26 protein-coding genes are annotated in these 26,248 nt (G+C 71.3%); 13 read left to right on the top strand and 13 right to left on the bottom strand.

Annotated features, from left to right (window positions below):
- Positions 1 to 46: 46 nt before the first annotated feature.
- Positions 47 to 1,057 carry a polyprenyl synthetase family protein gene (locus STVA_RS08400; protein WP_245978264.1) on the bottom strand — a complete coding sequence of 337 codons (1,011 nt, stop codon included), beginning with the start codon at positions 1,055 to 1,057 and terminating at the stop codon, positions 47 to 49.
- 180 nt (positions 1,058 to 1,237) lie between these two features.
- Between STVA_RS08400 and STVA_RS08405 the strand changes: the two genes are divergently transcribed.
- Genes STVA_RS08405 through STVA_RS08425 form a run of 5 tightly spaced genes read left to right on the top strand, consistent with a single transcriptional unit; the run spans position 1,238 to position 3,969 of the window.
- Positions 1,238 to 1,456 carry a putative signal transducing protein gene (locus STVA_RS08405; protein ID WP_123689077.1) on the top strand — a complete coding sequence of 73 codons (219 nt, stop codon included), beginning with the start codon at positions 1,238 to 1,240 and terminating at the stop codon, positions 1,454 to 1,456.
- A 39-nt stretch (positions 1,457 to 1,495) separates the two neighbouring features.
- Positions 1,496 to 2,269 carry a tRNA1(Val) (adenine(37)-N6)-methyltransferase gene (locus STVA_RS08410; protein WP_123689076.1) on the top strand — a complete coding sequence of 258 codons (774 nt, stop codon included), beginning with the start codon at positions 1,496 to 1,498 and terminating at the stop codon, positions 2,267 to 2,269.
- 18 nt (positions 2,270 to 2,287) lie between these two features.
- A complete protein-coding gene (locus STVA_RS08415; RefSeq protein ID WP_197735824.1) occupies positions 2,288 to 3,130 on the top strand; it encodes a S49 family peptidase in 843 nt (280 codons plus the stop codon).
- 12 nt (positions 3,131 to 3,142) lie between these two features.
- Positions 3,143 to 3,415, top strand: coding sequence for a hypothetical protein (locus STVA_RS08420; RefSeq protein ID WP_123689075.1), 273 nt, complete (start codon positions 3,143 to 3,145; stop codon positions 3,413 to 3,415).
- Between the two features lie 17 nt (positions 3,416 to 3,432).
- On the top strand, positions 3,433 to 3,969 hold the full coding sequence (locus STVA_RS08425; RefSeq protein ID WP_123689074.1) for a helix-turn-helix domain-containing protein: 537 nt from the start codon (positions 3,433 to 3,435) through the stop codon (positions 3,967 to 3,969).
- A gap of 15 nt (positions 3,970 to 3,984) precedes the next feature.
- Here the strand turns inward: STVA_RS08425 and STVA_RS08430 are convergent, their stop codons facing one another.
- The 5 genes from STVA_RS08430 to STVA_RS08450 are packed head-to-tail and all read right to left on the bottom strand — an operon-like array spanning position 3,985 to position 9,864.
- Entirely contained in the window at positions 3,985 to 5,322 is a 1,338-nt protein-coding gene (locus STVA_RS08430; RefSeq protein WP_123689073.1) for a dihydroorotase, read from the bottom strand.
- A gap of 36 nt (positions 5,323 to 5,358) precedes the next feature.
- A complete protein-coding gene (gene asnB, locus STVA_RS08435; RefSeq protein ID WP_123689072.1) occupies positions 5,359 to 7,116 on the bottom strand; it encodes an asparagine synthase (glutamine-hydrolyzing) in 1,758 nt (585 codons plus the stop codon).
- Positions 7,116 to 8,156: a glycosyltransferase gene (locus STVA_RS08440; RefSeq protein WP_123689071.1), complete on the bottom strand. Its 1,041-nt coding sequence runs from the start codon at positions 8,154 to 8,156 to the stop codon at positions 7,116 to 7,118. The genes asnB and STVA_RS08440 overlap by 1 nt, the downstream gene beginning before the upstream one ends.
- Entirely contained in the window at positions 8,153 to 8,902 is a 750-nt protein-coding gene (locus tag STVA_RS08445; RefSeq protein ID WP_123689070.1) for a glycosyltransferase family 2 protein, read from the bottom strand. Before STVA_RS08445 ends, STVA_RS08440 begins: the two co-directional genes overlap by 4 nt.
- Positions 8,899 to 9,864: a glycosyltransferase family 9 protein gene (locus STVA_RS08450; RefSeq protein ID WP_123689069.1), complete on the bottom strand. Its 966-nt coding sequence runs from the start codon at positions 9,862 to 9,864 to the stop codon at positions 8,899 to 8,901. The genes STVA_RS08445 and STVA_RS08450 overlap by 4 nt, the downstream gene beginning before the upstream one ends.
- 197 nt (positions 9,865 to 10,061) lie before the next feature.
- Here STVA_RS08450 and STVA_RS08455 point away from each other — a divergent pair, with 197 nt between their 5' ends.
- From STVA_RS08455 to ygfZ, 3 genes are read left to right on the top strand one after another with little or no spacing between them, the layout of a single operon-like run.
- Entirely contained in the window at positions 10,062 to 11,111 is a 1,050-nt protein-coding gene (locus STVA_RS08455) for a glycosyltransferase (RefSeq protein WP_123689068.1), read from the top strand.
- A 5-nt stretch (positions 11,112 to 11,116) separates the two neighbouring features.
- Positions 11,117 to 12,304 (top strand): O-antigen ligase family protein, encoded by a 1,188-nt coding sequence (locus STVA_RS08460; protein ID WP_142235705.1) that lies wholly within the window; start codon positions 11,117 to 11,119, stop codon positions 12,302 to 12,304.
- Positions 12,305 to 12,355: 51 nt separating this feature from the next.
- Positions 12,356 to 13,255: a CAF17-like 4Fe-4S cluster assembly/insertion protein YgfZ gene (gene ygfZ / locus STVA_RS08465; RefSeq protein WP_123689066.1), complete on the top strand. Its 900-nt coding sequence runs from the start codon at positions 12,356 to 12,358 to the stop codon at positions 13,253 to 13,255.
- A 3-nt stretch (positions 13,256 to 13,258) separates the two neighbouring features.
- Here ygfZ and ppdK read toward each other — a convergent pair whose 3' ends face one another.
- From ppdK to STVA_RS08480, 3 genes are read right to left on the bottom strand one after another with little or no spacing between them, the layout of a single operon-like run.
- Positions 13,259 to 15,940, bottom strand: coding sequence for a pyruvate, phosphate dikinase (gene ppdK, locus STVA_RS08470; protein ID WP_123689065.1), 2,682 nt, complete (start codon positions 15,938 to 15,940; stop codon positions 13,259 to 13,261).
- Between the two features lie 8 nt (positions 15,941 to 15,948).
- The gene (glyS, locus tag STVA_RS08475) at positions 15,949 to 18,036 is read right to left on the bottom strand and encodes a glycine--tRNA ligase subunit beta (RefSeq protein WP_123689064.1); all 2,088 of its coding nucleotides are present in this window, start codon (positions 18,034 to 18,036) and stop codon (positions 15,949 to 15,951) included.
- A 4-nt stretch (positions 18,037 to 18,040) separates the two neighbouring features.
- Complete coding sequence (locus STVA_RS08480; protein WP_123689063.1) at positions 18,041 to 18,961, bottom strand: glycine--tRNA ligase subunit alpha; 921 nt, start codon at positions 18,959 to 18,961, stop codon at positions 18,041 to 18,043.
- Between the two features lie 231 nt (positions 18,962 to 19,192).
- On the opposite strand from STVA_RS08480, the gene STVA_RS27580 reads away from it, so the two are divergent.
- From STVA_RS27580 to STVA_RS08500, 4 genes are all read left to right on the top strand, one after another.
- Positions 19,193 to 19,543: a LysR family transcriptional regulator gene (locus tag STVA_RS27580; RefSeq protein WP_170216463.1), complete on the top strand. Its 351-nt coding sequence runs from the start codon at positions 19,193 to 19,195 to the stop codon at positions 19,541 to 19,543.
- 70 nt (positions 19,544 to 19,613) lie between these two features.
- The gene (locus STVA_RS08490) at positions 19,614 to 20,597 is read left to right on the top strand and encodes a LysR family transcriptional regulator (protein WP_142235706.1); all 984 of its coding nucleotides are present in this window, start codon (positions 19,614 to 19,616) and stop codon (positions 20,595 to 20,597) included.
- 120 nt (positions 20,598 to 20,717) lie between these two features.
- A complete protein-coding gene (locus tag STVA_RS08495; RefSeq protein WP_123689061.1) occupies positions 20,718 to 21,071 on the top strand; it encodes a LysR family transcriptional regulator in 354 nt (117 codons plus the stop codon).
- A 148-nt stretch (positions 21,072 to 21,219) separates the two neighbouring features.
- The gene (locus STVA_RS08500) at positions 21,220 to 22,386 is read left to right on the top strand and encodes an acetyl-CoA acetyltransferase (protein ID WP_123689060.1); all 1,167 of its coding nucleotides are present in this window, start codon (positions 21,220 to 21,222) and stop codon (positions 22,384 to 22,386) included.
- Between the two features lie 19 nt (positions 22,387 to 22,405).
- Here the strand turns inward: STVA_RS08500 and STVA_RS08505 are convergent, their stop codons facing one another.
- The 4 genes from STVA_RS08505 to STVA_RS28650 form a co-directional block, all read right to left on the bottom strand.
- Entirely contained in the window at positions 22,406 to 22,864 is a 459-nt protein-coding gene (locus STVA_RS08505; protein ID WP_123689059.1) for a DUF411 domain-containing protein, read from the bottom strand.
- Positions 22,861 to 23,334 carry a Cu(I)-responsive transcriptional regulator gene (gene cueR, locus STVA_RS08510; RefSeq protein WP_338069534.1) on the bottom strand — a complete coding sequence of 158 codons (474 nt, stop codon included), beginning with the start codon at positions 23,332 to 23,334 and terminating at the stop codon, positions 22,861 to 22,863. Before cueR ends, STVA_RS08505 begins: the two co-directional genes overlap by 4 nt.
- Entirely contained in the window at positions 23,331 to 24,092 is a 762-nt protein-coding gene (locus STVA_RS28645; protein WP_476692418.1) for an HAD-IC family P-type ATPase, read from the bottom strand. The genes cueR and STVA_RS28645 overlap by 4 nt, the downstream gene beginning before the upstream one ends.
- Positions 24,093 to 24,316: 224 nt before the next feature.
- Positions 24,317 to 25,687: an HAD-IC family P-type ATPase gene (locus STVA_RS28650; RefSeq protein ID WP_476692419.1), complete on the bottom strand. Its 1,371-nt coding sequence runs from the start codon at positions 25,685 to 25,687 to the stop codon at positions 24,317 to 24,319.
- A gap of 138 nt (positions 25,688 to 25,825) precedes the next feature.
- Here STVA_RS28650 and STVA_RS08520 point away from each other — a divergent pair, with 138 nt between their 5' ends.
- Entirely contained in the window at positions 25,826 to 26,197 is a 372-nt protein-coding gene (locus STVA_RS08520; RefSeq protein ID WP_123689057.1) for a hypothetical protein, read from the top strand.
- Positions 26,198 to 26,248: the final 51 nt, after the last annotated feature.

Below are 26,248 nucleotides of genomic sequence, written 5' to 3' on the forward strand. Positions count from 1 at the left end.
ATAGCCGCTAGGACGCGCCCCCGCAAGGCAAACCGGCGTCGATCGATCAGAAAGCGCGCGCGATGCAGAATGCCACCACTTCGTCGAGCGCGCGGCGCACCGGCCCGGCGGGGAAGGGGGCCAGCGACTCCAGCGCGCGCGCGCCATATTCGCGGGCGCGCTCCATCGTCGCCTCCAGCGCCCCGTGGCGGCGCAGCAGCATCTGGGCGTGGGCCAAGTCGTCCGGCTCCTGCTGCTGGTCTTCCAGCGTGCGGCGCCAGAACGCCTTCTCCTCGTCGTCGCCGCGGGCGAAGGCCAGCACGATGGGCAGGGTGATCTTGCCGTCGCGGAAATCGTCGCCGACCGTCTTGCCCAGCTCGGCCTGACGGGCCGAATAGTCGAGCATGTCGTCGACCAGTTGGAAGGCGATGCCGAGATTGAGGCCGAACGCCTCGAGCGCGTCGGCCTCTTCCGCCGGCCGGCCGGCGACCACGGGGCCGATGCGGCAGGCGGCCGCGAAGAGCTGGGCGGTCTTGGAGCGGATCACCTCGAGGTAGGATTCCTCTGTGGTGCCCGTGTCGTTGGAGGTGACGAGCTGCAGCACCTCGCCCTCGGCGATCACGGCCGAGGCGTGGGACAGGATGCGCAGCACCTCCAGCGAGCCGTCCGCCACCATAAGCTGGAAAGCGCGGCTGAAGAGGAAGTCGCCGACCAGCACGCTGGCCTTGTTGCCCCACACCGCATTGGCCGTCGCGATGCCGCGGCGCAGGTCGCTCTCGTCGACCACGTCGTCATGCAGCAGGGTGGCCGTGTGGATGAACTCCACGCAGGCCGCCAGCGAGACATGGCGGTCGCCGTCATAGTCGCAGAGGCGGGCGGCGGCCAGCGTCAGCATGGGCCGCAGGCGCTTGCCGCCGGCCGCCACGATATGGCCGGCCAACTGCGGGATGAGCGCGACGGGGCTGTGCATGTATTCGATGATGCGCGCGTTCACCCGGCTCAGATCGTCGCCCACGAGGCGGATCAGGGGCTCCAGCGACGGCGTCTCGTCCGATGGCAAGTTGGCGGCGACGGCCAAAACGGTTCCTCGGCAATCTGTCAGGTCAAGGGGGCTGTCAGGTCGATCGGAGGCGAGCATAGAAGCTGACCCGCCTTGGTCAAGCGATGCCCGCATCTCGCACGACTCCGTGATAGATCGCTGGCCCGTGCTAAAAGCCCGGCCCGTGCTAAAAGCTTGCTCCGTGATAGAATCGCAGTCGTGGTAGAACTCCTGCGCACCAACGATGTCGTGCGCCTGTCCTGGTTGACGGCCCTGCTGGCCGATGCCGGGATCGGCGTGGTGGTTCTCGATGGCCATGCCAGCCTGATGGAAGGCAGCATCGGGGCCATCCAGCGCCGGTTGATGGTGGCGCCGGGGGATCTGACGGCGGCCCGCCGCCTCCTGACCGAGGCGGGGGAATCCCTGCCGCCGGCCTGAACGCCGGTGGCGGTCGCAGAACCAGGGAAGAGGTACGGCATGAGCGAACCCCCCGCCAACAATGCCCCGGGCGCACCGCTGGCGGTGACCGACGACACCCTGCTGGAAGGGCGGGTCAAGCTGCGCCAGCCGCGTGACGGCTATCGCGTCGCGATCGACCCTGTCCTGCTGGCCGCCGCCGTGCCGGCGGCCGCGGGTGAGATGGTGCTGGATGTCGGCACCGGCGTCGGTGCGGCCGCCCTCTGCCTGGCCTGGCGGGTGCCCGGCTGCCGCGTCGTCGGGCTCGAGCTGCAGCGCCAGTTGGGCCAGCTCGCCAGCCGCAACATCGACGCCAACGGCTTCGACGACCGCGCCTCGGTGGTGATCGGCGACCTGCAGCGGCCGCCGCCGCGCCTGGCGCCCACCAGCTTCACCCATGTCATGGCCAACCCGCCCTACATGGAGGCCGGCCGCGCCGACCCCGCGCCGCACGCCGGCAAGGCGATGGCGACCGTGGAAGGCGAGGCCGACCTGGCAGCCTGGGTGCGCTTCAGCCTGCTGATGGCCAAGCAGCATGGCACCGTCACCTTCATCCACCGCGCCGACCGCCTGGACCAGCTCCTTGCGCTGCTGTCGGGCCGCGTCGGCGACGTCACCGTGCTGCCGCTGTGGCCCGGGCCGGACAAGCCGGCGGGCCGCGTCATCGTCCAGGCCAGGCGCGATTCGAACGCGCCGATGCGGCTGCTGCCGGGCATCGTCCTGCACCGCCCGGACGGCGGCTACACCCCCATCGCCGATGGCATCCTGCGCGGGGGACGCCCGATTGCGTTCTAGCCCGGCTTGTTCCCGGCCATGCTGATAGACCGGCTGGCCGCCCGCTTCGGCATCAAGCGACCGCCGATCGTGCCGGTGGTGCGGCTCGACGGCGTCATCGGCCGCGCCGGCGCCGGCCGCGGCAGTGGGCTCACTCTGGCCGGCCTGGCGCCGGTCCTCGATCGCGCCTTCGCCATGCCCGGCGCCAAGGACGTGGCGCTCGTCGTCAACTCGCCGGGCGGGTCGCCCGCGCAGTCCTCGCTGATCGCGCGCCGCATTCGCGACCTCGCCACCGCCAAGGGTATCCGCGTCACCGTCTTCGTCGAGGACGTGGCGGCGTCGGGCGGCTACTGGCTGGCGCTGGCCGGCGACGAGATCATCGTCGACCCGGCCAGCCTCGTCGGTTCGATCGGCGTGATCGCGGCCGGCTTCGGCTTCGCCGACGCCATCGGCCGCCTGGGGATCGAGCGGCGGGTCCATACGGCCGGCGAGCGCAAGTCACTGTGGGACCCGTTCCTGCCCGAGAAGCCCGAGGACGTTGCCCGCCTGCTGGCCATTCAGGCCGACATGCACCAGGTCTTCCGCGACCATGTGACAGCGCGGCGCGGCGAGCGCCTGAAGGGGCCGCCCGACCTGCTGTTCTCGGGCGAGATATGGGTCGGCGCGCGCGCGGTCGAGATGGGGCTGGCCGACGGCATCGGCGAGATCCGCTCGACCATGCGCGCACGGCTGGGGGCCGATGTCCGCCTGCCGCTGGTGAACCCGCCGCGCAAGCGCCGCTTCAACCTGCTGCCGAAGCTGGGTGCGGCGCCGGCCGACTGGATCGGGGCCGCGGTCGACGCCGCTGAGGAGCGCGCGAACTGGGCCAGGTGGGGGCTCTAGGCGATGTTCGGGATGAGCCTGTCCAAGCTGCTGGCCCTGATCGGCATTCTGATCGCCGTCTGGACGCTGTTCCGCTGGGTCCAGCGCGTGACCGACACCCGCCGGCAGGACGGAAAGGCCGACCGCGTGGGCAATGCCCGCCGCTCCGAGCGCAACGCCACCGCCAGGCGGGAGCCCGACCCCGTGCCGGTGGAAGACCTGGTCGCGTGCGCCACCTGCGGCGCCTATGTCGCGGCGCGCGGCGCCCGCGGCTGCGGACGGCAGAACTGCCCCTATCCGGGGTAGGGATTTATCCTAACGGCATGCAGGTGCGGGTCTATGAGGAGGCCGTCCTGATCGACCATGACGAAGATCCCCGGATCGAGACAGTGACCGCCGAATTGCCCACTACCGTCCACATCACTTGGAAGGACGGGCGGGCCGATACGGTCGAACTGGCTGGATGGCTGGCGGAAAACAGGACCGTGCTAGGTGCCCTCCGTGATCCAGAGATATTCGTGAAGCCCCGGTCGGCGGTCTTCGATTCCGCGGTCGAATGGGGCGAGCCCGATGGCGATCTCGTGATCGACGCCCACCATTTGCGGCTGCTTGCCATGGAACAGCGGCCGTTCCGCGCCGACGATCTCATGGCGTGGCAAAAGCGGACGGGGATGTCGAACCACGAGGCTAGTGGGTTTCTCAATATCGCCGTCAGCACTTATGGCCGATGGAAGTCGGGCGAGGCCGAAATTCCGCAGGTCGTGGCGATGGTCTGCCGGGCTTCGCTCCGCGATCCCGTCATGATAGCAGCCTATTTCCGGCCGAGACGGCCGGCCGGGCGGCCAAAGAAGGCCGCCTGACCGCCGCTGGTTCGCCTACCCCGGCATGCAGTCGGCGAAGCGAACCGGCCGGCCGATCGGCGGGCCGACCAGGGCGTCGTCGCGCATGACGATGTTGCCGCGCACGACCGTGGCGATCGGCCAGCCGGTCACGTCCATGCCGTCGAACGGGGTCCAGCCGCACTTGCTGACGATCCAGGAATTCTCGATGCGGCGGCGGGCGTTCAAGTCGACGATCGTCAGGTCGGCGTCGTAGCCGAGCGCGATGCGGCCCTTGCCGGCGATGTCGTAGAGGCGCTGCGGGCCGGCGCTGGTCAGGTCGACGAAGCGCGCCAGCGTCATGCGGCCCTGGGCGACATGGTCCAGCAGCAGCGGCACCAGGGTCTGCACGCCCGGCATGCCGGACGGGCTTTCGGGATAGGGCTTGTCCTTCTCGGCCCGCGTGTGCGGCGCGTGGTCGGAGCCGATGACGTCGACCACCCCGTCGGCCACGGCGCGCCACAGGGCCTCGCGGTGGCGGGCCGAGCGGATGGGCGGGTTCATCTGGGCATACGTGCCCAGCCGCTCGTAGCATTCGGGGGCGGCCAGGGTCAGGTGCTGGGGCGTCGTCTCGACGGTCGCGAAGTCCTTGTGGCCGGCCAGGAACTCCATCTCCTCAGCCGTCGTGATGTGCAGCACATGCACCTTGCGGCGCGCCTGGCGGGCGAGGCCCACCAGCCGCTGGGTCGCCAGCAGGGCCGTCTGCTCGTCGCGCCATTCGGGATGCATGGTCGGCGGGGCGCCGCCCTCCACCAGGTGCCGGCGCGCCTTCAGCCGGGCCTCGTCCTCGGCATGGACGGCCATGCGGCGGACGCCGTTCTTCAGGATCGCGGCCAGGGTGGCGTCGTCCTCCACCAGCAGGTCGCCGGTCGAGCTGCCCATGAAGACCTTGACGCCGCAGCAGCCGGGCAGCCGCTCCAGAACGGCCAGGTGCTCGGCATTGGCGGCACTGCCGCCCATGAAGAAGGCATGGTCGACCTGGGTGCGGCCGGCGGCCAGGCGCAGCTTCTCGCCCAGGTCCGCCGCGGTCAGGGTCAGCGGCTTGGTGTTCGGCATCTCGAAGATGGCGGTGACGCCGCCCATGGCGGCCGCCGCCGTTCCGGTCGCCAGGTCCTCCTTGTGCTCGGACCCCGGCTCGCGGAAATGCACCTGGGTGTCGATGACGCCGGGCAACACGGTCAGCCCGCGCGCGTCGATGCGCTGGGCGGCGGCCGCCGTGGCGAGGCCGCCGATGGCGACGATGCGGCCGCCGCGGATGCCGACATCGGTCTCCAGCAGCCCCATCGGGGTGAAGGTCTGGCCGCCGGTGACGACGAGATCGAAGGATTGCGACATGGGGCCTCCGGGGAAGGGGCGGGCTTGGTGATCTTTTCAGGCCGCGAGCGCGGCGAACACGTCGTCGGTGACGGGCCGTCCCAGCATATGGCGGCCGAACCACAGCGCATAGAAGAGCAGCGTCCAGGCGGCAAAGCCTTCATGCTTGCCCGGGGTGCGGAAGAGGGCGACGACGGCGCCCGCATCGGCGATCGGCTGGATGGCGGGGTGGGCGGCTACCAGCGGCCCCAGGACGGTACCGCGCCCATGGATCCATTCGCCGACCGGCACGGTGAAGCCCTTCTTGCGAGCGAAGGGCTCGGCGGTGGGCTGCGCGCCCGCCAGCCAGCGCCGCAGCAGGTACTTGCCGCGCCCGTCGCGGATCTTCAGCGTGTCGGGTAAGGCGAAGGCCAGCGCCGCCATCTCCGGGTCGACGAAGGGCGTGCGCCCCTCCACCCCATGGGCCATCAGGCAGCGATCGAGCTTGGTCAGCAGGTCGTTCGGCAGCCAGTCGGCGCAATCGGCCGCCTGGGCGACCTGGAGGCGCGAGCGGCCGGTCCCGCGCGCCGACACCTCGGCTGACGCGATGCCGTCGCGCCAGCCGCTGAGGTCTGTACGCAGGACCTCTATGCGGTCGAAAATGCCGCGCGCCCGCGGCAGCCGCCCGCCCAGCCACCAGGGCCGGACCGCGCTGCGATAGCGGCCATAGCCGGCGAACAGCTCGTCGCCGCCCTCGCCCGACAGCACGACCTTCAGCTCCTGCCCGGCGACCGCGGCCAGCTTGAAGGTGGGCAAGGTCGCATAGTCGGCGGCGGGATCGTCCATGGCGGCGGCCACGGCCGGCAGCAGGCGCCAGAAATCGGCCTCGGTGAACTCGACCTCGACATGCTCGGCGCCGACGGCGGCGGCCGCCCGGCGCGCGGCGTCGCGCTCGTCGGCGACGCCGGTGCCGGGGAAGCCCACCGTGAAGGCGCGCACCGGCCGCTCGGCCAGGCGGGCCATCATCGCCAGCACGGCGGTCGAATCGACCCCGCCCGACAGGAACAGGCCGTAGGGCACGTCCGACCGCTGGTGCAGGCGCACGCTGTCCTCCAGTGCGGCATCCAGGCGGGCCAGCGCGTCGGCCTCGCCGATGGCCGTGGGGCCGCCCTCGGGCAGGGCCGCCCGGTGGAACCGCTCGACGATGCGCCCGCCGGCCACCGCCAGCGTCTCGCCCGGGCGCAGGCGGTGGATGCCGCGGAAGATCGTCTGCGTCCCGGTCGAGAACTGGAGCTGCAGCAGTTCGGCGCGGACGTCGGTGTCGACCTCCGGCTCCACCAGCCCGGCGCGGACCAGGGCCTGGGGCTCGGACGCGAAGGAGAAGCCGCGCGCGGTCTCGGCATAGTAGAGCGGCTTGATGCCGAAGGGGTCGCGCGCCAGGACCAGCCGGCGCGCCTGCGGGTCGTGGATGGCGATCGCGTACATGCCCCGCAGATGGCGGGTGAAGGCCAGCCCGTGGCGGCGATAGAGGTGCAGCGGCGGCTCGCAGTCCGACCCCGTGGCGATGCGGGCGCCGTCGAGGGCGGCCCGCAGCTCCAGGTAGTTGTAGATCTCGCCGTTGGCGACCAGCGCGCCGCCGCCCGGCTCGTAGAGCGGCTGGTCGCCGGTCGCCAGGTCGATGATCGCCAGGCGGGCCTGGACCATGCCGACATCGCCCGAGACATGGCGGCCGTCGCCATCGGGGCCGCGATGCGCCAGTGCGGCCAGCAGCGCCGACAGGACGGCTTCCGGCGGGGCCGACCCGTCCAGCGTCATCAGCCCGGCAATGCCGCACATCAGGCGGCCACCTGCTGGAAGAATTCGATGTAGCGACCAACGACGGCGGCTTCGGAGAAGTGGGCATCGTGCTGCGCGCGCCCGGCCCGGGCCAGGTCGCGGGCCAACGCCGGATCCTCCAGCACCCGGTCAATGGCGGCGGCCAGCGCCTCGGCATCGTCGATCGGCACCAGCAGGCCGGTGCGGCCGTCCTCGATCAGCCCCGCCGGCCCTTGCGAGCTGGCGGCCACCATCGGCAGCCCGCGCGCCCAGGCCTCCAGCACGACGTTCCCCAGGGGCTCGTGGCGCGAGGGGCAGACGAAGATGTCGGCGGCACCGCAGAGGGCCGCCACGTCGTCGCGCCAGCCGAGGAAGCGGACGCGCGCCGCCACGCCCAGGTCGGCCGCCTGGCGGGTCAGTGCATCCCGTTCCGGCCCTTCGCCCGCCAGCCAGAGGGTCGCCCGCGGCAAGCGCGCCAGCGCCGCCAGCAGCACGTCGAACGCCTTGTTGCGATGCAGGCGCCCGGCCGCCAGCAGCACGGGCGCGTCGTCGGCCGTGCCCAGGTCGGTGCGGCGGACGGGGTCGGCCGGCCGGTCGTCGACGAAGTTCGGCAGGTAATGGGCTCGCTCGGGCGGCCAGCCGCCACGGACGATATGATCGACGATGTCCTGGGTGTTGCCGATGAGCTGATGGCAGCGGCGATAGTATTTCAGGTCGTAGTAGCCGCCCATGCGCGCGGCGTGGACGAAGGGGCCGGGCGGCATGGCCCGCGTCGCCCGGTTCATCCAGGTCAGCACCACGGCCGGCCGCCAGTCCCGCACCAGCCGCAGCAGGGTGGGGCTGGTGGTGAAATCGAACCAGGCCCCGAAGGGCAGCTCGACCGGCTCGATGCCCTCGGCGCGGAGGGCAGCGGCGCGCTCGGGGTTGCGGCGAATGACGATCTTCTGCTCGACGCCCGCCCGTGCCAGCCCGCCGGCCAGCCGGACGAAGAAGTTCTCGGCCCCGCCCTGGGGGGCGCCCGCCATCGCCTGCAGGATGCGCGGTGCCGGCGGGTTGCTCATTCGTCTTCCAGCTCGGCCTTCAGATGGGACAGCAGCGGGTCCAGCCCGGCGCAGGTGGCGATCATCAACCCGAAGCCACCCTCGCGCCAGCCCTTGCGGCGGACATAGCACTGCCAGAACTCGGCCGCGGATCGGCAAACCGCGCTGCGCCGTCGCCCCAGCCCGCCGGCCTCGCGCAGGTCGGCCGCGCGCAGGGTTGTGTTGTGGTCGAGCCGATGCAGCAGGCCGGACAGGTTGCGATAGGCGTGGCGCTCGACCGGGTTCTGCAGGCGCGGGCCGCGGTTCGGGTCGAGTGTCAGGCTTGGTTGCGACCGCTCCAGTCCCCACCGCTTGGCGCCTTTGCGGAACAGGCCGGGATAGGCGTCCTCGCCATAGGCGCCGCCCCAGCCATGGCGGATCAGGTGGCGGCCGACGAAGGTGTCGACCGGCAATTCGTGCGAGGTGAAGGGCGAGATGGCGGTCAGGTAGCGCAGTTCCGCCGCCAGCTCGGCGGTGACGCGCTCGTGCGAGTCGATCTCCAGCACCCAGGGGCCGGTGCAGGCCTCGATCGCCGCATTCCGCCGCTCGCCCTCGCGCGCCCAGGTGCCTTGCAGCAGATAGGCGCCGAAGCGGCGGGCGACCTCCGGCGTGCGGTCGCGCGTCTGGCTCGTCACCACGACGATCTCGTCGGCGAAGGACAGGAACGACAGGCACTCGGCCAGCTCGTCCCGGTCGCCCGCGGTGACGATCGCCGAGATCGCCGTCATGCCGCAGCCCTCGTCCGCGCCAGCAGGTCCGTGGCCGCGGCTGCGACCGCGTCCACGGTCAGCCCGTCCAGCATGCTGCCGGTGGTGCGCGGGTCGAAGCCGGGGCGGCCCAGCAGGTCGGCCAGGCTCTCGGTCGTGCGGGCGACCGCCGTGGCGGGCCCCCAGGGGCCGTAGATGCGGTCGTCGGTCGGCCCGAACAGGCCGAGCGTCGGCGTGCCGACGGCGGCCGCCAAATGCATCAGCCCGGTATCGTTGCCGACGAAGAGCCGCGCCCGCTCGATGCAGGCGGCCGCCGTCAGCAGGTCCTGCCCCACCAGGTCGACCAGTCGGTCGCGCGGGACGGCCGCCAGGACCGGCAGCACGCGGTCGCGCTCGCGGCCGTCCGCCAGCACGGCCACGCGGGCACCGGCCAGTTCGCTCCCGGGCCCGGTCATGGCCTGGGCCATGGCGGCGAAGCGGTGCGGGTCCCACTCCTTGCCGGGCCAGTTGGCGGTCGGGCCGACGGCCAGGATCGGGCCGCCATCCGGCAGCAATGCGGCGGCCCGGGCGCGATCGCCGGCGCCTAGCCACAGGCGTGGCGCCGGCGGTGGCTGGAAGCGGAAGGACTGCCCCAGCTCGACCACCCGGTGGCGGATATCGGACCCGAGGCCGCGCACGCGGACATGGCGTCGGCGCGCCGGCAGCAACCAGGCAAGGGCCGAGCCGCGCAGGTCGACCACGGCGTCCCAGCGCCGGCCGACGGTGGCCCGCCACAGCTCGAACCAGTGGCCGCCGCCGCGGCGCTTCACCATGGGGTGGACACGCTCCAGCCCCGGGACATGCTGGAAGAGGGGGGCGGCCGGCAGGCCGCAGGCCACCGTCACCGGCACGCCGGGCAGGTCGGCCATGAAGCGCCCCAGTATGCCGGTCGACAGGACGGCGTCGCCGATCCGGGTCGCGGTGATGAACAGGAGCCCGCCCATCGTCAGGTGCCGCGAGGGCCGTTGGGTCTAAACGCCAGCATGGTCCGTGGCTTATACGCGACATCGCAGACGGCAGGCTAGCGATCAGCCGCATCTCGCCGCAGCCACTGGAGCCGGCGGCCGGGATATGCTCATGTCGTCCGCGACGCCGCCCGCACCACCCGCTGCCCCAGCCTGCCAGGACCTGCATAGCCCGCATGTCGAAGCCCTTCCGAATCCTGCATGTCGGCGGCATCTCCGTCCGGCCCAAGGGGGCGTTCGTCCACGGCGTCGCCAACAAGCTGTCGAACGGGCTGATCCAGCTCGGCCACAACGTCTTCAATTTCTCCGACCGCGACGTCGCGCGCTGGCAGACGCTGTTCGGGAACCGCGTGCTGGGCCGCGCGCGGGCCAGCCGCACGCTGCTGGAGTTCGCGCGCGAGTACCGGCCGGAGATCCTCCTGCTCGGCCACGCCAACATGATCCTGCCCGAGGTGGTGGGGCAGATCCGCCAGGCCCTGCCGGATTGCCGGGTGGCGCAGTGGAACGTCGACGCGCTGTTCGACGCCGGCAACGTCCGGCGGATGTCGCGCTTCGCCCGCCATGCCGACGCCACCTTCGTCAGCACCGCCGCGCCGTGGGAGCCGTGGTTCGGGCCGTCGCTGCCGCACCTGCACTTCATCCCCAACCCGGTTGACCGCTCGATCGAGCGCGCCCGGTCCTTTGCCGCCGCCAGCCATGCCCACGACCTGTCGGTCTCGGTCGGCAAAGGGTCCGACCTGCGTAGCTATGGCGGGGTGGAGCGGCCGATGGACGACCTGCTCGCCATCCTGCGCCGCCGCGTGCCTGGCCTGCGCCTGGGGGCGGCCGGGGCCGAGGGGCGGCCGGTGCTGACGGGAGCGGCCTACCAGGACTTCCTGGAGGCCTCTCGCGCGCAGCTCAACCTCAGCCGTCGCAACGATGTGGCGCTCTATTCGTCCGACCGCATCGCCCACATCATGGGCAACGGGTTGCTGGCCTTCATCGACCGGGCATCGGGCTATGCCGACCTGCTGGGCGAGGACGCCGCCGCCTTCTTCTCGACCGAGGAGGAACTGGTCGAGCGGGTGGCCGCATTCGCCGCCAACGACCGGGACTGGCGGCCCGTGGCCGAGCGCGGCTGGCAGGTCTATGGCGAAATGGCCGATGCCCGCATGGTGGCCGGGTACATGCTGGACGTGCTGCTGGGCCGCGATGGGCAGCGCGACGCCCCCTGGCTCCGGCGGTGACGGCCTTGGCGCGCTGGCTGCCGGGCGGGGCGCCCGGCCCGCTGCTGGCCATGCTGGTCATGGCCTTCCTGGCGGCCGGCCTGTTCGTGCCCAGCAACCGGGCCTGGGCCATCCTCTTCTATGCCGCGGTGATCCCGGCCACGCTGGCGGTCTTCGTCCATGACCGGCGGGCGGCACTGGCCCACCTGTCGCAGCGCTGGTTCCTGGTCGCGGCCCTGGTCTGCGGCTTCTTCACGCTCAGCATCGCCTGGTACACGGGCGAGGGGCCGGCGAAATACGACAAGTACATCGGCAGCGGCGCCTTCACGGTGCTGTTCCTGGCGTCGCTGGTGCTGGCCCGCGGCGCCATGCCGGGCTTCGGGCGGCGGCTGGCGACCGTGCTGTTCTGGTCGATCGCCGCCAACGCCGCGATATCGCTGGCGCTGCATGGGCTGGCCTGCACCGACGGCTGCACCGACCGCCTGCCGGGCTTCGCCGAGACGCGCCACCAGATCCTGGGCGGGGCGATCGTCGGCATGGGCGCCATCCTAGGGGCCTGGCTGCTGGCCGAGGACGGCCGCAGCCGGCTGGAGCGGGTGGCGATGGCGGCCGGCACGCTGGCCTGCATCGCCTTCGTGCTGCTGACGCGCAGCCGCGGGCCGATCCTGGCGCTCGGCGTGTCGCTGGCGATCCTGGTCGTGTGCCGGCTGCGCCCCCGCGCGATCCTGCTGTCGGCGGGTGTGGCCCTGGCGGCGCTGGCGCTGCTGTTCGGCTGGTCCGACGCTGCCCGCGGCTGGCTGGGGGAGATGCTGACGCGGCAGTCCTACCGGCTGGAGATCTGGACCTTCACGCTGGACCTGGTGCGCGATCGGCCGTGGTTCGGCTACGGCGTCAACGCCCAGATCGACCCCGGCAACCTCGTCACCTTCCCCCACAGCATCTATGTATCGGCGGCCTATTACGGCGGGGCGGCGGGGCTGGCGCTGGTGCTGGTACTGTTCCTGTCGGCCATGCGCGACGCCGTCGCCGGCCGGACGGAGCTGCCGTCCCTGGTCGCGGCCGTGCTGGTCGTCCATGCGGCGACCATCGGCATCAGCGACCTGGGGGCTGTCATAAAAGGGCCTTCGGAGCTCTGGTATATCCTGTGGCTGCCGCTCTTCCTGGCGTCTCCGCGGTCATGGGTTGCCGCGCCGCCGGCCAGCCACCACATATAGGGGGCTGGGCTCCGGCTCGGCACCAAGTTGCTCGGACTTCGGGTGAGGTGCATGACCCCGCTATCCTTCATCCTTCTCGACCAGCGCGCGGTGCTGACGGTGTCGGGCCCTGATCGGCGCGCCTTCCTGCAGGGCCTCGTGTCCAACGATGTCGAGCGCGTCGGCCCCGACCGCGCCATCCATGCCGCGCTGCTGACGCCGCAGGGCAAGTTCCTCTACGACCTCTTCATCGTCGAAGCGGGCGAGACTCTGCTGCTCGACGTCGAGGCGGGGCGACGGGTGGACCTGCTGAAGCGCCTGTCGATGTATCGCCTGCGCTCCAAGGTGACGCTGGCCGATGGCGGCGACGACTGGTCGGTGGTGGCGCTCTTCGGCGACGGCGCCGGCATCCCCTTCGGCCTTGCCGACCAGCCCGGCCTGGCGGCACCCGCGGGCGGCGGCGTCGCCTTCGTCGATCCGCGTCTGGCGGCACTCGGGCTGCGCGCCATCCTGCCGCGGCACGAGGCTGAGAACGTGGCGCTCGCCCGCGGCTTTGCGGCCGTGCCGTTCGCCAACTACGACCGCCTGCGCCTGGCTCATGGCGTGCCCGACGGCAGCCGCGACCTGCCGGTCGACAAGGCGATCCTGCTCGAATCCGGCTTCGACGAACTGAACGGCGTCGACTGGAAGAAGGGCTGCTACATGGGCCAGGAACTGACGGCGCGCACCAAATATCGCGGCCTCGTGCGCAAGCGCCTGATGCCGGTCGCCATCGACGGCCCGGTGCCGGCACCCGGCACACCCTTGCTGTTCGACGGCAAGGACGCGGGCGAGATGCGCTCGGGCATCGACGGGCTGGGCCTGGCGCTGGTGCGCCTGGAGGCGGCCGAAGCCGCGGCAGCGGCCGGGCGGCCGCTGGAAGCCGGGCCGTCGCGGCTGGTGCCGCAACGGCCCGAATGGGCGCGGTACTGAAGCTCAGGCCGTGCTGGTCACCCGCTCGGTCTTGAGCGCCGCCTGGGCAGCGGCCAGTCGGGCGATCGGCACGCGGTAGGGCGAGCAGGAGACGTAGTCGAGGCCGACCGTCTCGCAGAAGCGGATGGAGGCGGGGTCGCCGCCATGTTCGCCGCAGATGCCGAGCTTCAGGTCGGGCCGGGTCTTGCGGCCGCGCTCGGCGGCGATAGAAACCAGTTCGCCCACGCCCTCGACATCCAGCGTCACGAACGGGTCGTGCTCCAGGATCGACTGGCGCTCATAGGCCGGCAGGAAGTTGCCGGCATCGTCGCGCGACAGGCCGAAGGTGGTCTGCGTCAGGTCGTTGGTGCCGAAGCTGAAGAACTGCGCGGTGGCGGCGATGTCGCCGGCCTTGAGGGCCGCGCGGGGCAGCTCGATCATCGTCCCCACGAGATATGCCACCTCGCGGCCGGATGCGGCGGCAACCTCGCCCGCCACCCGGTCGATCACCGCCTTCAGGATGTCGAGCTCCTTCCGCGTGGCGATCAGCGGCACCATGATCTCGGGCTCGACCGACTCCCCGGCCTCGCCAGCCACCAATGCTGCCGCCTCGAAGATGGCGCGGGCCTGCATCTCGTAGATCTCGGGATAGGTGATGCCGAGCCGGCAGCCGCGATGGCCCAGCATCGGGTTGGTCTCGTGCAGTTGGGCCGCACGCTGGCGCACCTGCTCGACGCTGGCGCCGATGACGGTGGCCAGCTCGGCCAGCTCGGCCTCGGAGTGGGGCAGGAACTCGTGCAGAGGCGGGTCGAGCAGGCGGATCGTGACGGGCAGGCCGCGCATGATGCGGAACAGCTCGGCGAAGTCGTCGCGCTGCATCGGCAGCAGCTTGGCCAGCGCCCGGCGCCGGCCCTCGACGTCGCCCGCCATGATCATCTCGCGCACGGCCACGATGCGGCCGGCGTCGAAGAACATGTGCTCGGTCCGGCAGAGGCCGATGCCCTCGGCGCCGAACTTGCGCGCGGTGCGGGCGTCGGCCGGCGTCTCGGCGTTGGTCCGCACCTTCATCCGGCGGATGCCGTCGGCCCACTCCATCAACTGGGCGAAGTCGCCGGACAGCTTGGGCTCCACCGTCGGCACGGCGCCCAGCATGACCTCGCCGGTACCGCCGTCGATGGTGATGCGCTCGCCCGCCTTCACCACCACATCGCGCACCGTCATGGTCTGGGCGCGATAGTCGATGCGCAGTTCGCCGGCCCCGGCGACGCAGGGGCGGCCCATGCCGCGGGCGACGACGGCCGCGTGGCTGGTCATGCCGCCGCGCGTGGTCAGGATGCCGCGGGCGGAATGCATGCCCTGGATGTCCTCCGGGCTGGTCTCGATGCGGCAGAGGATGACGGCGTCGCCGCGCTGGGCGCGGGTCTCGGCCTCCTCGGCGCTGAAGACGACGGCGCCCGATGCCGCGCCGGGCGAGGCCGGCAGGCCCTTGGCCACCACCTTGCGCTCGGCCTTGGGGTCGAGCGTGGGGTGGAGCAACTGGTCGAGCGAGGAGGCGTCGATGCGCGCGACCGCGGTCGCGCGGTCGATCAGCCCTTCCTCGGCCAGCGAGACCGAGATGCGCAGGGCCGCCGCCGCGGTGCGCTTGCCCGTGCGCGTCTGCAGCATCCACAGCTTGCCCTGCTGGACGGTGAACTCGATGTCCTGCATGTCGCGGTAGTGCCGCTCCAGCACGCCGCGGACGCGGTCGAGCTCGGTGAACACCACCGGCATCACCTCTTCCATGGACGGCAGGCTGGAGCCGTTCTTCTGCTTGCCGGCGATCGTCAGGTGCTGCGGCGTGCGGATGCCGGCCACGACATCCTCGCCCTGGGCGTTCACCAGGTACTCGCCGTAGAAGACGTTCTCGCCGGTCGACGGGTCGCGGGTGAAGGCGACGCCGGTCGCGCAGTCCTCGCCCATGTTGCCGAAGACCATGGCCTGCACGTTGACCGCCGTGCCCCAGCTTTCCGGGATGTCGTGCAGGCGGCGATAGGTGATGGCGCGCTGGTTCATCCAGCTACCGAAGACGGCACCGATGGCGGCCTGCAACTGAGCCTGGGGCTCCTGCGGGAAGGGCGCGCCGCTCACCTCCGCAACCCTGGCCTTGTAGTCGGCAACGACGGCCCGCCAGTGATCGGCGGTCAACTCGGTGTCGAGATGCAGGCCGAGGTCGAGCTTGTGGTTCTCGAGGATCTCTTCGAAGTAGTGATGGTCGATGTCGAGCACGACATTGGCGAACATCTGGATGAAGCGGCGATAGCTGTCATAGGCAAAGCGCGGATCGCCGCTGCGCCGGGCCAGGCCTTCGACGGTGACGTCGTTCAGGCCGAGATTGAGGACGGTGTCCATCATCCCCGGCATCGACGCCCGCGCGCCGGAGCGCACCGAGACCAGCAGCGGGTTCTCCGCATCGCCGAAGCGCATCCCGACCAGCGCCTCGATGCCGGCCAGCGCCTCGGCCGTCTGCGCCGCCAGCTCGGCCGGGTACTGCTGCTCGTGGTCGTAGTACCAGGTGCAGACCTCGGTCGTGATGGTGAACCCGGGCGGCACCGGCAGCCCAAGGCTGCTCATCTCCGCCAGGTTGGCACCCTTGCCACCCAGCAGGTCGCGCATCTCCGCCCGGCCCTCGGCCTTGCCGTCGCCGAAGGTGTACACCCATCTCGTCATGATCGCTTCTATCCCTCGATGCGTGAGAAGTCCGCGACGCTGTCGAGCGTCCGGCGGATTTCCGACAGGAGACGCAGGCGGTTCGCCCGAAGGGCGGCATCCGGCGCGTTGACGGTCACCCGGTCGAAGAACGCGTCGACCGGCCCACGTAGTCCGGCGACCAAACGCATGGCCTCGCCATATTGTTCCCCGGCGACTGCCGCGGCCACGCCGGGGCTGGCGGCGGCGAGCGCCTCGGCCAGCGTCCGTTCCTCGGCCTCGGCCAGGGTGGCCGGATCGACCGGCCCGTCGTGCGGGCCGTCCTTCTTCTCTTCGATGCGCACGATGTTGGAGGCCCGGCGATAGGCGACCAGCAGGTTGGCGCCGTCCTCGCTGCCGACCAGCCGGCCCAGCGCCTCGACGCGGGCCAGCAGGCGGACGATGTCGTCCTCGCCGCCGGTGCCGAACACGGCGGCGATCAGGTCGTGGCGCACGCCCTCGCCGCGCAGATGCACCTTCAGCCGGTCGCCCAGGAAGTCGATCAGGGCGGCCGCCACCGAGGAGGGGACGCTTGCGCCCAGGGTCGGGCGGTAGAGGTCGATCGCCGCGTCGAAGACAGGCGTCAGCGCCAGGCGCAGGCGGTTCTCGACGATCAGGCGGATGATGCCGAGTGCCGCCCGGCGCAGGGCGAACGGGTCCTTGGAACCCGTCGGCTTCTCGTCGATGGCAAAGAAGCCGACCAGCGCGTCGATCTTGTCGGCCAAGGCTACGGCGACGGCGACCGGCGCCGTCGGGCAGCGGTCGTTCGGGCCGAGCGGGGAATAGTGCTGGGCGATGGCCTCGGCCACGTCATCGGCCAGGCCGTCATGGCGGGCATAGTAGCGGCCCATGATGCCCTGCAACTCCGGGAACTCGCCGACCATGCCGGATGTGAGGTCGGCCTTGGCCAGCCCGGCCGCCTCGCGCGCCACGGCCGGGTCGCAGCCTGGGATGGACTGGGCCAGTACGCCAGCCAACGCCGTCAGACGGGCGACGCGCTCGCCCATCGTGCCCAGCCTGGCGTGGAACACCACCTTGGCCAGCGCGGGCACGCGCTCGGCCAGCGGCAGCTTGCGGTCCTGGTCCCAGAAGAACTTGGCGTCCGACAGGCGGGCGCGCAGCACGCGCTCGTTGCCGGCGACAATCGCCCGGCCCTGGTCGGCGGCCTCGACATTGGCGACGACGATGAAGCGCGCGGCCAGCCCGCCATCGGCGCGGTCGAGCGCGAAGTACTTCTGGTGGGTGCGCATCGAGGTGACCAGCACCTCGGCCGGCACGTCCAGGAAGGCGTCGTCGATGCGGCCCATCAGCACGACCGGCCATTCGACGAGGCCCGAGACCTCCGCCAGCAGGCCGGCATCCTCGCGCAGGCTCAGCCCCTCGCCGGCGGCCAGCGCCTGGGCGCCGGCCGTGATGCGGGCCGCGCGATCGGCCGGGTCGAGGACGACCTTGGCGGCGGCCAGCTTCTCCTTCAGGTCGGCCAGGTCGCTGACGGTGAACTCGCCCGGCGCCAGGAAGCGATGGCCGCTGGAGATGTTGCCGAAGGGCAGGCGGTTGGTGTCGTCCAGCATCAGGGCGCCATCCAGCGGCCGGCCGTCGAAGAGGCACAGCACGCGATGCAGCGGGCGCACCCAGCGGAAGACCGAATGGCCGAACCGCATCGACTTGGGCCAGGAGAGCGCGGCGACGGCGGCCGTCACGATCGCGGGCAGCACGTCGCGGGCCGGCCGGCCGTGGCGCTGGGTTACCGCAAACCAGAACTCGCCCTTGTCGGTCGCCCGCTTCTCGCACTGCTCCAGGCTGGCGACGCCGGCCGCGCGCAGGAAGCCGTCGATCGCCGGCTGCGGCGCGCCGACGCGCGGGCCCTTGCGTTCTTCCGACAGGTCCGGCTGGGCGTCCGGGATTCCCTGAATGGCGACGACCAGGCGGCGCGGGGTGGAGAAGGCGCGGCCGCCGTCATGGGCAAGACCCGCCTTCGTCAGCCCGTCGGCCAGCAACTGGCGCAGGTCGTCGGCCGCGCGCACCTGCATGCGCGCCGGGATCTCTTCGGAGAAAAGCTCGAGCAGCAGTTCGGCCATGGCCTCAGACCTCCGCCTGCCGGGCTGCGGCCGCCAGCTCGCCCGCCAGCCATTCCTCGCAGCAGCCCTTCGCCAGTGCCCGCACCCGGCCGATATAGGCCGCGCGCTCGGTCACGCTGATGACGCCGCGCGCGTCCAGCAGGTTGAAGGTGTGGCTGGCCTTGATGCACTGGTCGTAGGCGGGGAGGGCGAGCCTGGCCCCGAGCAGGCTGGCGCATTCCTTCTCGGCGTCCCTGAAGTGCTGCAACAGTATCCCGGTATCGGCACGCTCGAAATTGAAGGCCGAGAACTCCTGCTCGTTGCGCAGGAAGACGTCGCCATAGGTGATGCGGCCGGGGCCTTCGACGCCGTTGAATTCCAGGTCGTAGATGCTGTCGACGCCCTGGATGTACATGGCCAGCCGCTCCAGCCCGTAGGTCAGCTCGGTCGAGACCGGGTTGCACTCCAGCCCGCCCACCTGCTGGAAATAGGTGAACTGGCTCACTTCCATGCCGTCGCACCAGACCTCCCAGCCGAGGCCCCAGGCGCCCAGCGTCGGGCTTTCCCAGTCGTCCTCGACGAAGCGGATGTCGTGCGCCAGCGGGTCGATGCCCAGCCGCTTCAGGCTTTCCAGATAGAGGGCCTGGCTGTCGGCCGGCGACGGCTTCAGGATGACCTGGAACTGGTAATAGTGCTGCAGCCGGTTCGGGTTCTCGCCATAGCGGCCATCGGTCGGCCGGCGCGACGGCTGGACATAGGCCGCCCGCCACGGCCGCGGCCCCAGCGCGCGCAACGTAGTCGCCGGATGGAAGGTGCCGGCGCCTACCTCCACGTCATGCGGCTGGAGGATGACGCAGCCCTGCTCGGCCCAGAAATTCTGCAGCGTCAGGATGATCGACTGGAAGCTGAGGCCGGTTCCCCGACCGCGGACGGCGTTCGAAGCCATGTAAATCGGGTTCCCGTGGCGATTGTGCGGCGCAACCTAGCCACGGCCCCCCAGAGGGTCAAGGCAGAGGGTCAAGGTGGAGGGGCGGGCCGCGGCTGCGCCCCCGAGCGGTGCCGCGAAATGGCAAGCGCGCCGACTATCTGCGGGGAACGTGGAAGAGGGGCCGACGTTCATCCGTTGGTTATCGAGCATGACAGACTTCCCCGGGTTGGAGCTTCCCCCTTGAGCGACATGGATTTGCGGCAGCAGCTGCGGTACCGGACGCTGGCGGCTTTTCGCCTTACGGTTGAAACGCGCAGCGCCACCCGTGCGGCAGAGGTTCTCGGCATTACCCAGCCGGCGGTCAGCCAGTTGCTGGCCGGCCTCGAGCGGGCGGTCGGATTCCAGTTGTTTTCCCGCGGTGCCGGCCGGCGGTTGGAGCCGACGGGGGAGGCGCGGCTGCTGCTGGAACACGTGTCCCGTGTCCTGGACGCCATGGGCGGACTGGAGCGGCTGGCGAAGAGCCTCGCGGGTGCCGAAGGGCGACTTGAGGATCGGCCTATTGGCACGCCGCGTGCGTGGCACCAGCAGCCGGCAGAATAACGTCGCGATAGCTTCCGACGAAACCCTGGGTTATCAATTTCCATTCGCAGTCCAACGGATCGGCAGCTAGGTGCAGGATCTCCGAAATCTCACGCGCATGCGGTCGCTGGAGGCGTTCCGGCACGTCTTCGAGACGGGCAGCGTGACGCGCGCGGCCGAGCGGCTCGGGGTATCGCAGCCGGCGATCAGCCAGACGATCTTCGCGCTGGAGAAGGCGGTTGCGGTGAAGCTGTTCGAGCGGGCCGGTGCCCGCCGGCTGGCACCGACGCCGGAGGCGCGCCTGATTTATCCGGCCTGCTGCGGCGTGCTGGATGCGCTCGATCGTTTCGAGCTGGCGGCGAGGGACGCGCATAGCGGCGGCCGGGTCACCATCGGCGCGATGCCGTCGATCGCCATGGGCATGGCGCAGGAGGCGATCGACCGGCTGCGCGTCGAGTATCCCCTGATCCACGTCCATCTCGACCCCCGCTACTCGGGCAATCTCGAGGCGCTGCTCGTCTCCGGCGAACTCGACATCGCCATCGGCAGCGAGGCCGGCACCAGCGACCGGGTCGAGAGCGAGTTGCTGACCACCCTGCCGGTGGTGGTGGTTGTGCCCCGCGGGCATCGCCTGGCCGGGCGGCCGTCCCTCGCGCCGGGCGACCTGGAGGGCGAGCCGCTGCTCTGCGTCCATCGCCAAGCGCCCTACCGGGCGGCGATTGATGCCGCTTTCGCCGCCGCCGGCCAGCCGCTGACGCCGACGGTCGAGGCGCCCGGCTTCGCGCTGTGCGATTTCGTGGTGCGCGGGCAGGGCATCGGCCTGATGAGCGCGATATCGGCCTGGCGCTGCCGCCATCGCGAGATCGACATCGTCCCGCTGGCGCCGGATATCGGCTGCGGCCTCTACATGATGCGGCGGCGGGGGGCCGAGCTGCACCCGTTCTGCGCGGCATTCCGGACGGAGATCGTGCGGCTGGCCCAGGAGATCATGGCGGTCGTGCCGATGCCGACGCCGGCCGTGCCGGCGGCGCGCCGCCGGCCCCGGGGCGGCCTGCGCGCGGTCGCGGAGCGATAACAGGATTCTGCGCTCTGGAGGGTTGACGTTAACCAACGGTTATCAAATTTCGTCCCGGAAGGGTGCATCCGAACGCCTTCGCCAGCGGTACAGACCCTGTAGCGACCAACAGGGGGTATCATGCCGAGCGACGAAGACGCGATCCGGCAGCAACTGCGGCAGCGCAATCTGGAAGCCTTCCGGATCGTCTGCGAGACCGGCAGCGTGACCCGGGCGGCAGAACGCCTGAAGCTTTCCCAACCGGCCGTCAGCCAACTGATCGCGCGCATCGAGCGTTCGTTCGGCCTGCGCCTGTTCGATCGCGGCCTGGGCCGCCGGCTGGAGGCGACGCCGGCCGCGCGCGCGCTCTATCTCGATGTCTGCCGCACGCTGGATGCCATGGCGCGCCTGGAGGCCGCCGCCGTGTCGCTTGCGAAGACGCGGCCGGCGGTCAAGGCCGGCTACGGCTCCGACCTCTCCTTCTACGGCGACTGAGGCCTGGCAGGATCGGCCGCGCCGCTCCCCCTCCCTCAGGCGCGTCGGTCGGGGGCCGGATCGTTCCCCACGGTCCGGCCCTTTGCCATGCAAGCGGCGCGGATTGGGCTTATAGTCCCGGCTGATATTTCCCGATCGGAGCATTCCCATGACCGCATGCATCGTCGGCTGGGCGCACACCAAGTTCGGCCGGCTGGAAGGGGAGACCCTCGAATCCCTCATCGTCCGCGTGGCGGCCGATGCGCTGGCCGATGCCGGCCTGTCGCCGGCCGACATCGACGCCATCTATATCGGCAATATGAATGCTGGCTTCGTGCGGCAGGAGTTCCCGTCGTCGCTGGTGATGCAAGGCTCCGACCTGTTCCGCTTCAAGCCGTCGACGCGGGTTGAGAATGCCTGCGCCACGGGCTCTGCCGCGATCCACCAGGGGCTGAACGCGATCGCGGCGCGCAAGGCGCGCCGGGTGCTGGCGATCGGGGTGGAGAAAATGACTGAGATCGCCGGGGCGGCGGTCGGCGACATCCTGATCCGCGCCAGCTATCTGCCCGAGGATGGCGAGGTCGAGGGCGGCTTTGCCGGCGTCTTCGGCCGCATCACCCAGGCCTATTTCCAGAAGCATGGCGACCAGTCCGACGCGTTGGCCCGCATCGCCGCCAAGAACCACCGCAACGGCGCCGTAAACCCGCTGGCGCAGATGCAGAAGGACCTGGGCTACGACTTCTGCCGCACCATCTCCGACAAGAACCCGCTGGTGGCCGGCCCGCTGAAGCGCACCGACTGCTCACTGGTGTCGGATGGGGCGGCCGCCGTGGTGCTGGCCGACATCGACACAGCGCTTGCCATGTCCAAGGCCGTGGTGTTCCGAGCGGCCGAGCAGGTGAACGACTTCCTGCCCATGTCCAAGCGCGACATCACGCTCTTCGAGGGCTGCGAGGTGGCCTGGAAGAAGGCGCTCGCCAGTTCCGGCCTGACCCTGGCCGACCTCGACCTCGTGGAGACGCACGACTGCTTCACCTCGGCCGAACTGCTGGAGTACGAGGCCATGGGCCTGACCGCCCGCGGCGACGGCGCTCGCGCGATCCACGAGGGCTGGACCGAGAAGGACGGCCGCCTGCCGATCAACCCGTCCGGCGGCCTGAAGTCCAAGGGCCATCCGATCGGCGCCACCGGCGTGTCGATGCACGTCCTGGCCGCCCAGCAGGTGACCGGCACGGCCGGCGGCATCCAGGTGAAGGACGCCAAGCTGGCCGGCATCTTCAACATGGGCGGCGCCTGCGTCGCCAACTATGTCAGCATCCTGGAGCCGCTGCGGTAGGAACGATGGCCGGGCCGGCCTATGCCGGCCTGGCTTCCCGATACCGGCCGAAGGTCGAGCGGCCGGCGGGCGCGAAGGCGATGACGGCGTAGGTTTCCGGCCGGCCGCCTTCCATGCCGGGGGACCCGGCCGGCATCCCAGGGACTGCAAGCCCGGCAATCGTCGGCCGTTCGGCCAGCAGGCGGGTGATGGCGTGCGCCGGCACGTGGCCCTCCACGACATAGCCGCCGACCGTGGCGGTGTGGCAGGAGGCGAGGTCTTCCGGCACGCCCAGGCTATGTTTGGCGGCTTGCACGTCACCCTCCGCTACGGCCACCTGGAAGCCGGCCCGGCGCAGATGCTCGACCCAGCCGTCGCAACAGCCGCAGGACGGGTCCTTGTGGACCGTGATTGCCGGACCTGTCGCGCGGGCGCCCAAGGCGGGGAAGAGGGCGGCAGCGGCTGCTGCACCCAGCATCAGGGAACGTCGGCTGGTCATGCGTGCTCCTTGGGGTTGCGGCGGGCGCCGTGGCCGAAGCGGGCATCCGGTGGCGGGCTGGCGTCGGCCGGCGGGTCGGCCAGGTCGTCGAGGATCGGGCAGTCCGGCCGGGCGTCGCCGTGGCAATGGTCGGCCAGATGCTCCAGCGTGCGCACCATCGCCTGCAACTCGTCGATGCGGCGGCGAAGCTGGCCGATCTGGTCGACTGCCACCCGGCGCACGTCGGCGCTGGCCCGCGCGCGGTCGTGCCACAGCGCGAGCAGGGACCCGATCTGCTCCACGCCGAAGCCCAGGTCCCGCGCCCGCCGCACGAATCGCAAGGTGTGGACATCGTGGGCGCCATACATGCGATAGCCGGCGGCGGTGCGCCCGGCCGGGGCCACCAGGCCGATCTCCTCGTAGTAGCGGATCATCTTGGCCGAGACGCCGGACGCCGCCGCCGCCTCGCCGATGGTCATGGTGGCGGTCACAACCGCACCTGCCGTAGCCGCAGCGCATTGCCGATGACGCTGACCGACGACAGCGCCATCGCGGCCGCGGCCACCACCGGCGACAGCAGGATGCCGAATGTGGGGTAGAGCAGGCCGGCCGCGATCGGCACGCCGGCGGCGTTGTAGGCGAAGGCGAAGAAGAGGTTCTGGCGGATGTTGCGCATCGTTGCCCGCGACAGCCGGCGGGCACGCACGATGCCGCCCAGGTCGCCTTCGAGCAGCGTCACGCCGGCGCTCTCCATGGCGACGTCGGTGCCGCCGCCCATGGCGATGCCGATGTCGGCCGCGGCCAGTGCCGGCGCGTCGTTGACGCCGTCGCCGGCCATGGCCACCACTCGGCCCTCGGCCCGCAGCCGGGCGACGACGGCGGCCTTGCGCTCGGGCGATACCTCGGCCTCGATCTCGGCGATGCCCAGGCGCTGGCCGATCGCGGCTGCCGTGCGGGCATTGTCGCCGGTCAGCATGACGATGCGCACACCGTCGGCCCGCAGGGCGGCCAGGGCAGGTGCGGTCGTGTCCTTGACCGGGTCGGCCACGGCGACGGCCCCCGCAAGCCGGCCATCGGCCGCGCAGAAGACGACCGTGGCACCCTCTTGCTGGAGACGCTCGGCCTCTTGGGCCAGTCCATCGACGGCGACGCCCGCCTCGGCCAGGAAGGCGGCGCTGCCGATCGCGATGCGTCGGCCCTCGACCGTGCCCTCCGCACCCTTGCCGGTGGGGGAATGGAAATCCGCCACGGCCGGCAGCGCGATGCCCCGCGCGCGGCGGCGGTGACGATCGCGTGCCCGATCGGATGCTCGCTGCCGCGCTCGACCGCGGCCGCCAGGCGCAGAAGCTCCACCTCGTCGAAGCCGGGGCGGGCAGCGCCGTCACGGTGGGCGGCCGGCGGTCAGCGTGCCGGTCTTGTCGACGACCAGCGTGTCGACCCGCTCCATCCGTTCCAGGGCCTCGGCATTGCGGATCAGCACGCCGGCACCGCGCCGCGGCCGACGCCGACCATGATCGACATGGGCGTGGCCAGCCCCAGCGCGCAGGGGCAGGCGATGATCAGCACGGCGACGGCGGCGACCAGGCCATGGGCCAGCCGCGGCTCCGGCCCGAAGGCGGCCCAGGCGGCAAAGGCCAGCAGGGCTGCCAGCAGGACCGCCGGCACGAACCAGCCGGCGACCCGGTCGGCCAGCCGCTGGATGGACGCCCGGCTGCGCTGGGCATCCGCCACCATCTGGACGATGCGTGCCAGCATGGTGTCGCGGCCGACCCGCTCCGCCTCCATGGCGAAGCCGGACTGGCCGTTGATCGTGCCGGCCAGCAGCCGGTCGCCCACTTGCCGCGTGACCGGCATCGCCTCGCCCGTGACCAGCGATTCGTCGATCGCCGCCCGGCCGTCCACCAGCCGGCCGTCGACCGGGATCTTCTCGCCGGGCCGCACGCGCAGCCGGTCGCCCGGCTGGATGGCGTCGATCGCCACCTCCTCGTCGCTGCCGTCGGGCCGCATCCGCCGGGCGGTGCTGGGCGCCAGGTCCAGCAGCGCCCGGATGGCGCCCGAGGTCTGCTCGCGCGCGCGCAGTTCCAGCACCTGGCCCAGCAGGACCAGCACGGTGATGACGGCGGCGGCCTCGAAATAGACCGCCACGGTGCCGCCATGGCCGCGGAAGGTGGCGGGGAACAGGCCGGGCGCCAGCGTCGCTGCCACGCTGTAGGCCCAGGCCACACCCGTGCCGATGGCGATGAGGGTGAACATGTTGAGATTGCGGGTGACGACGGATTGCCAGCCGCGCACGAAGAAGGGCCAGCCGGCCCACAGCACCACCGGCGTCGCCAGAGCCATCTGCACCCACGCGGACAGGTGCGGCTCCAGCCAGTGGGTGCCGGTCAGGTGCTGCCCCATCTCCAGCAGGAAGACCGGCAGGGCCAGGGCCAGGCCGATCCACATTCGCCGGGTCATGTCGACGAGTTCGGGATTGGGGCCGGCATCGGCGGTCGCGACCTCGGGTTCCAGCGCCATGCCGCAGATCGGGCACGTGCCGGGGCCGACCTGGCGGACCTCCGGGTGCATCGGGCAGATATAGATGGCGCCGGGCACCACCGGCTCTGCCGCCTTGGCGGGGGCCAGGTACTTGCCCGGGTCGGCCATGAACTTGGTGCGGCAGCCGGCGCCGCAGAAATAGAAGGTCCGGCCGTCATGGTCGGCCTGATGCCTGGCCGTCGCCGGATCGACGGTCATCCCGCAGACCGGGTCCTTGGCCTTGGGGGGGGGCATGGCTGCTGTGCCGTGCCCGGCGCAGCAGGCATGGCCGTGGTGCTTGTCGTGCGAATGGTGGTCGTGGGCCATGCCCGTCTCCCGCTTGCTTCCGGTCCCCATCGCTGCGGCATGTAGTCCTTCCCATCATGGGAAGGTCAAGGGCCGCCATTGCCATTTCCGGCGCGCATGCCAGATTGCGGTCTCGACCCCAGGAGACCGGACCCGACCTTGCGCCATCTGCTCCTCATCCTGTTCGGCTGGATCGCCCTGGTGGCGACGGGCACGGCTGCCCAGGCCCATGGAGATCATGGCGGCGGGCATGGCGTGCCCGCGATCGAGCGGACGGCGGACGCAGCGCCGGGCGACGCGGGTGATTGTCCCCATGCCGCCGGTTCCGAATCCGAGCGGCCCGGCCAGCCGACCCAGAGCGGGCATGGCTGTGCCAGCAGCCTGGGCTGTTGCATCACGGCCTGGCCCGATACCGACCTGGGGCGGCCGAGCTTGCCATCGCGCACCGACCTAGGCCGCCCGCGCAGCAACGAACGCGCCGGCCTTACGCCCTTCGTCGACCCCAGGCCACCCAACCGCGACCGTATCTGACGCTGCCATCGGCTGCCGGGCGTCGCGTCGCGCCTGGCGGTTCCATGCGTT

Origin of the sequence: Stella humosa (assembly GCF_006738645.1) — a bacterium.
Taxonomy (GTDB): domain Bacteria; phylum Pseudomonadota; class Alphaproteobacteria; order ATCC43930; family Allostellaceae; genus Allostella; species Allostella humosa.

Excerpts from the sequence above, each read along its gene's own strand:
- STVA_RS08425 (WP_123689074.1), top strand. The coding sequence starts at position 3,433 with ATGCAGGTGCGGGTCTATGAGGAGGCCGTCCTGATCGACCATGACGAA.
- STVA_RS08505 (WP_123689059.1), bottom strand. The coding sequence starts at position 22,864 with ATGACCAGCCGACGTTCCCTGATGCTGGGTGCAGCAGCCGCTGCCGCC.
- STVA_RS08480 (WP_123689063.1), bottom strand. The coding sequence starts at position 18,961 with ATGGCTTCGAACGCCGTCCGCGGTCGGGGAACCGGCCTCAGCTTCCAG.
- ppdK (WP_123689065.1), bottom strand. The coding sequence starts at position 15,940 with ATGACGAGATGGGTGTACACCTTCGGCGACGGCAAGGCCGAGGGCCGG.
- STVA_RS08420 (WP_123689075.1), top strand. The coding sequence starts at position 3,143 with ATGAGCCTGTCCAAGCTGCTGGCCCTGATCGGCATTCTGATCGCCGTC.
- STVA_RS28650 (WP_476692419.1), bottom strand. The coding sequence starts at position 25,687 with ATGGCCCACGACCACCATTCGCACGACAAGCACCACGGCCATGCCTGC.
- STVA_RS08500 (WP_123689060.1), top strand. The coding sequence starts at position 21,220 with ATGACCGCATGCATCGTCGGCTGGGCGCACACCAAGTTCGGCCGGCTG.
- asnB (WP_123689072.1), bottom strand. The coding sequence starts at position 7,116 with ATGTGCGGCATTGCCGGGCTGATGACGCTGGACGGGTCGGCCCCGCCG.
- STVA_RS08430 (WP_123689073.1), bottom strand. The coding sequence starts at position 5,322 with ATGTCGCAATCCTTCGATCTCGTCGTCACCGGCGGCCAGACCTTCACC.
- ygfZ (WP_123689066.1), top strand. The coding sequence starts at position 12,356 with ATGACCCCGCTATCCTTCATCCTTCTCGACCAGCGCGCGGTGCTGACG.
- STVA_RS08450 (WP_123689069.1), bottom strand. The coding sequence starts at position 9,864 with ATGGGCGGGCTCCTGTTCATCACCGCGACCCGGATCGGCGACGCCGTC.
- STVA_RS08440 (WP_123689071.1), bottom strand. The coding sequence starts at position 8,156 with ATGAGCAACCCGCCGGCACCGCGCATCCTGCAGGCGATGGCGGGCGCC.
- STVA_RS08415 (WP_197735824.1), top strand. The coding sequence starts at position 2,288 with ATGCTGATAGACCGGCTGGCCGCCCGCTTCGGCATCAAGCGACCGCCG.
- STVA_RS08445 (WP_123689070.1), bottom strand. The coding sequence starts at position 8,902 with ATGACGGCGATCTCGGCGATCGTCACCGCGGGCGACCGGGACGAGCTG.
- STVA_RS08455 (WP_123689068.1), top strand. The coding sequence starts at position 10,062 with ATGTCGAAGCCCTTCCGAATCCTGCATGTCGGCGGCATCTCCGTCCGG.
- STVA_RS08495 (WP_123689061.1), top strand. The coding sequence starts at position 20,718 with ATGCCGAGCGACGAAGACGCGATCCGGCAGCAACTGCGGCAGCGCAAT.
- STVA_RS08410 (WP_123689076.1), top strand. The coding sequence starts at position 1,496 with ATGAGCGAACCCCCCGCCAACAATGCCCCGGGCGCACCGCTGGCGGTG.
- STVA_RS27580 (WP_170216463.1), top strand. The coding sequence starts at position 19,193 with ATGGATTTGCGGCAGCAGCTGCGGTACCGGACGCTGGCGGCTTTTCGC.
- glyS (WP_123689064.1), bottom strand. The coding sequence starts at position 18,036 with ATGGCCGAACTGCTGCTCGAGCTTTTCTCCGAAGAGATCCCGGCGCGC.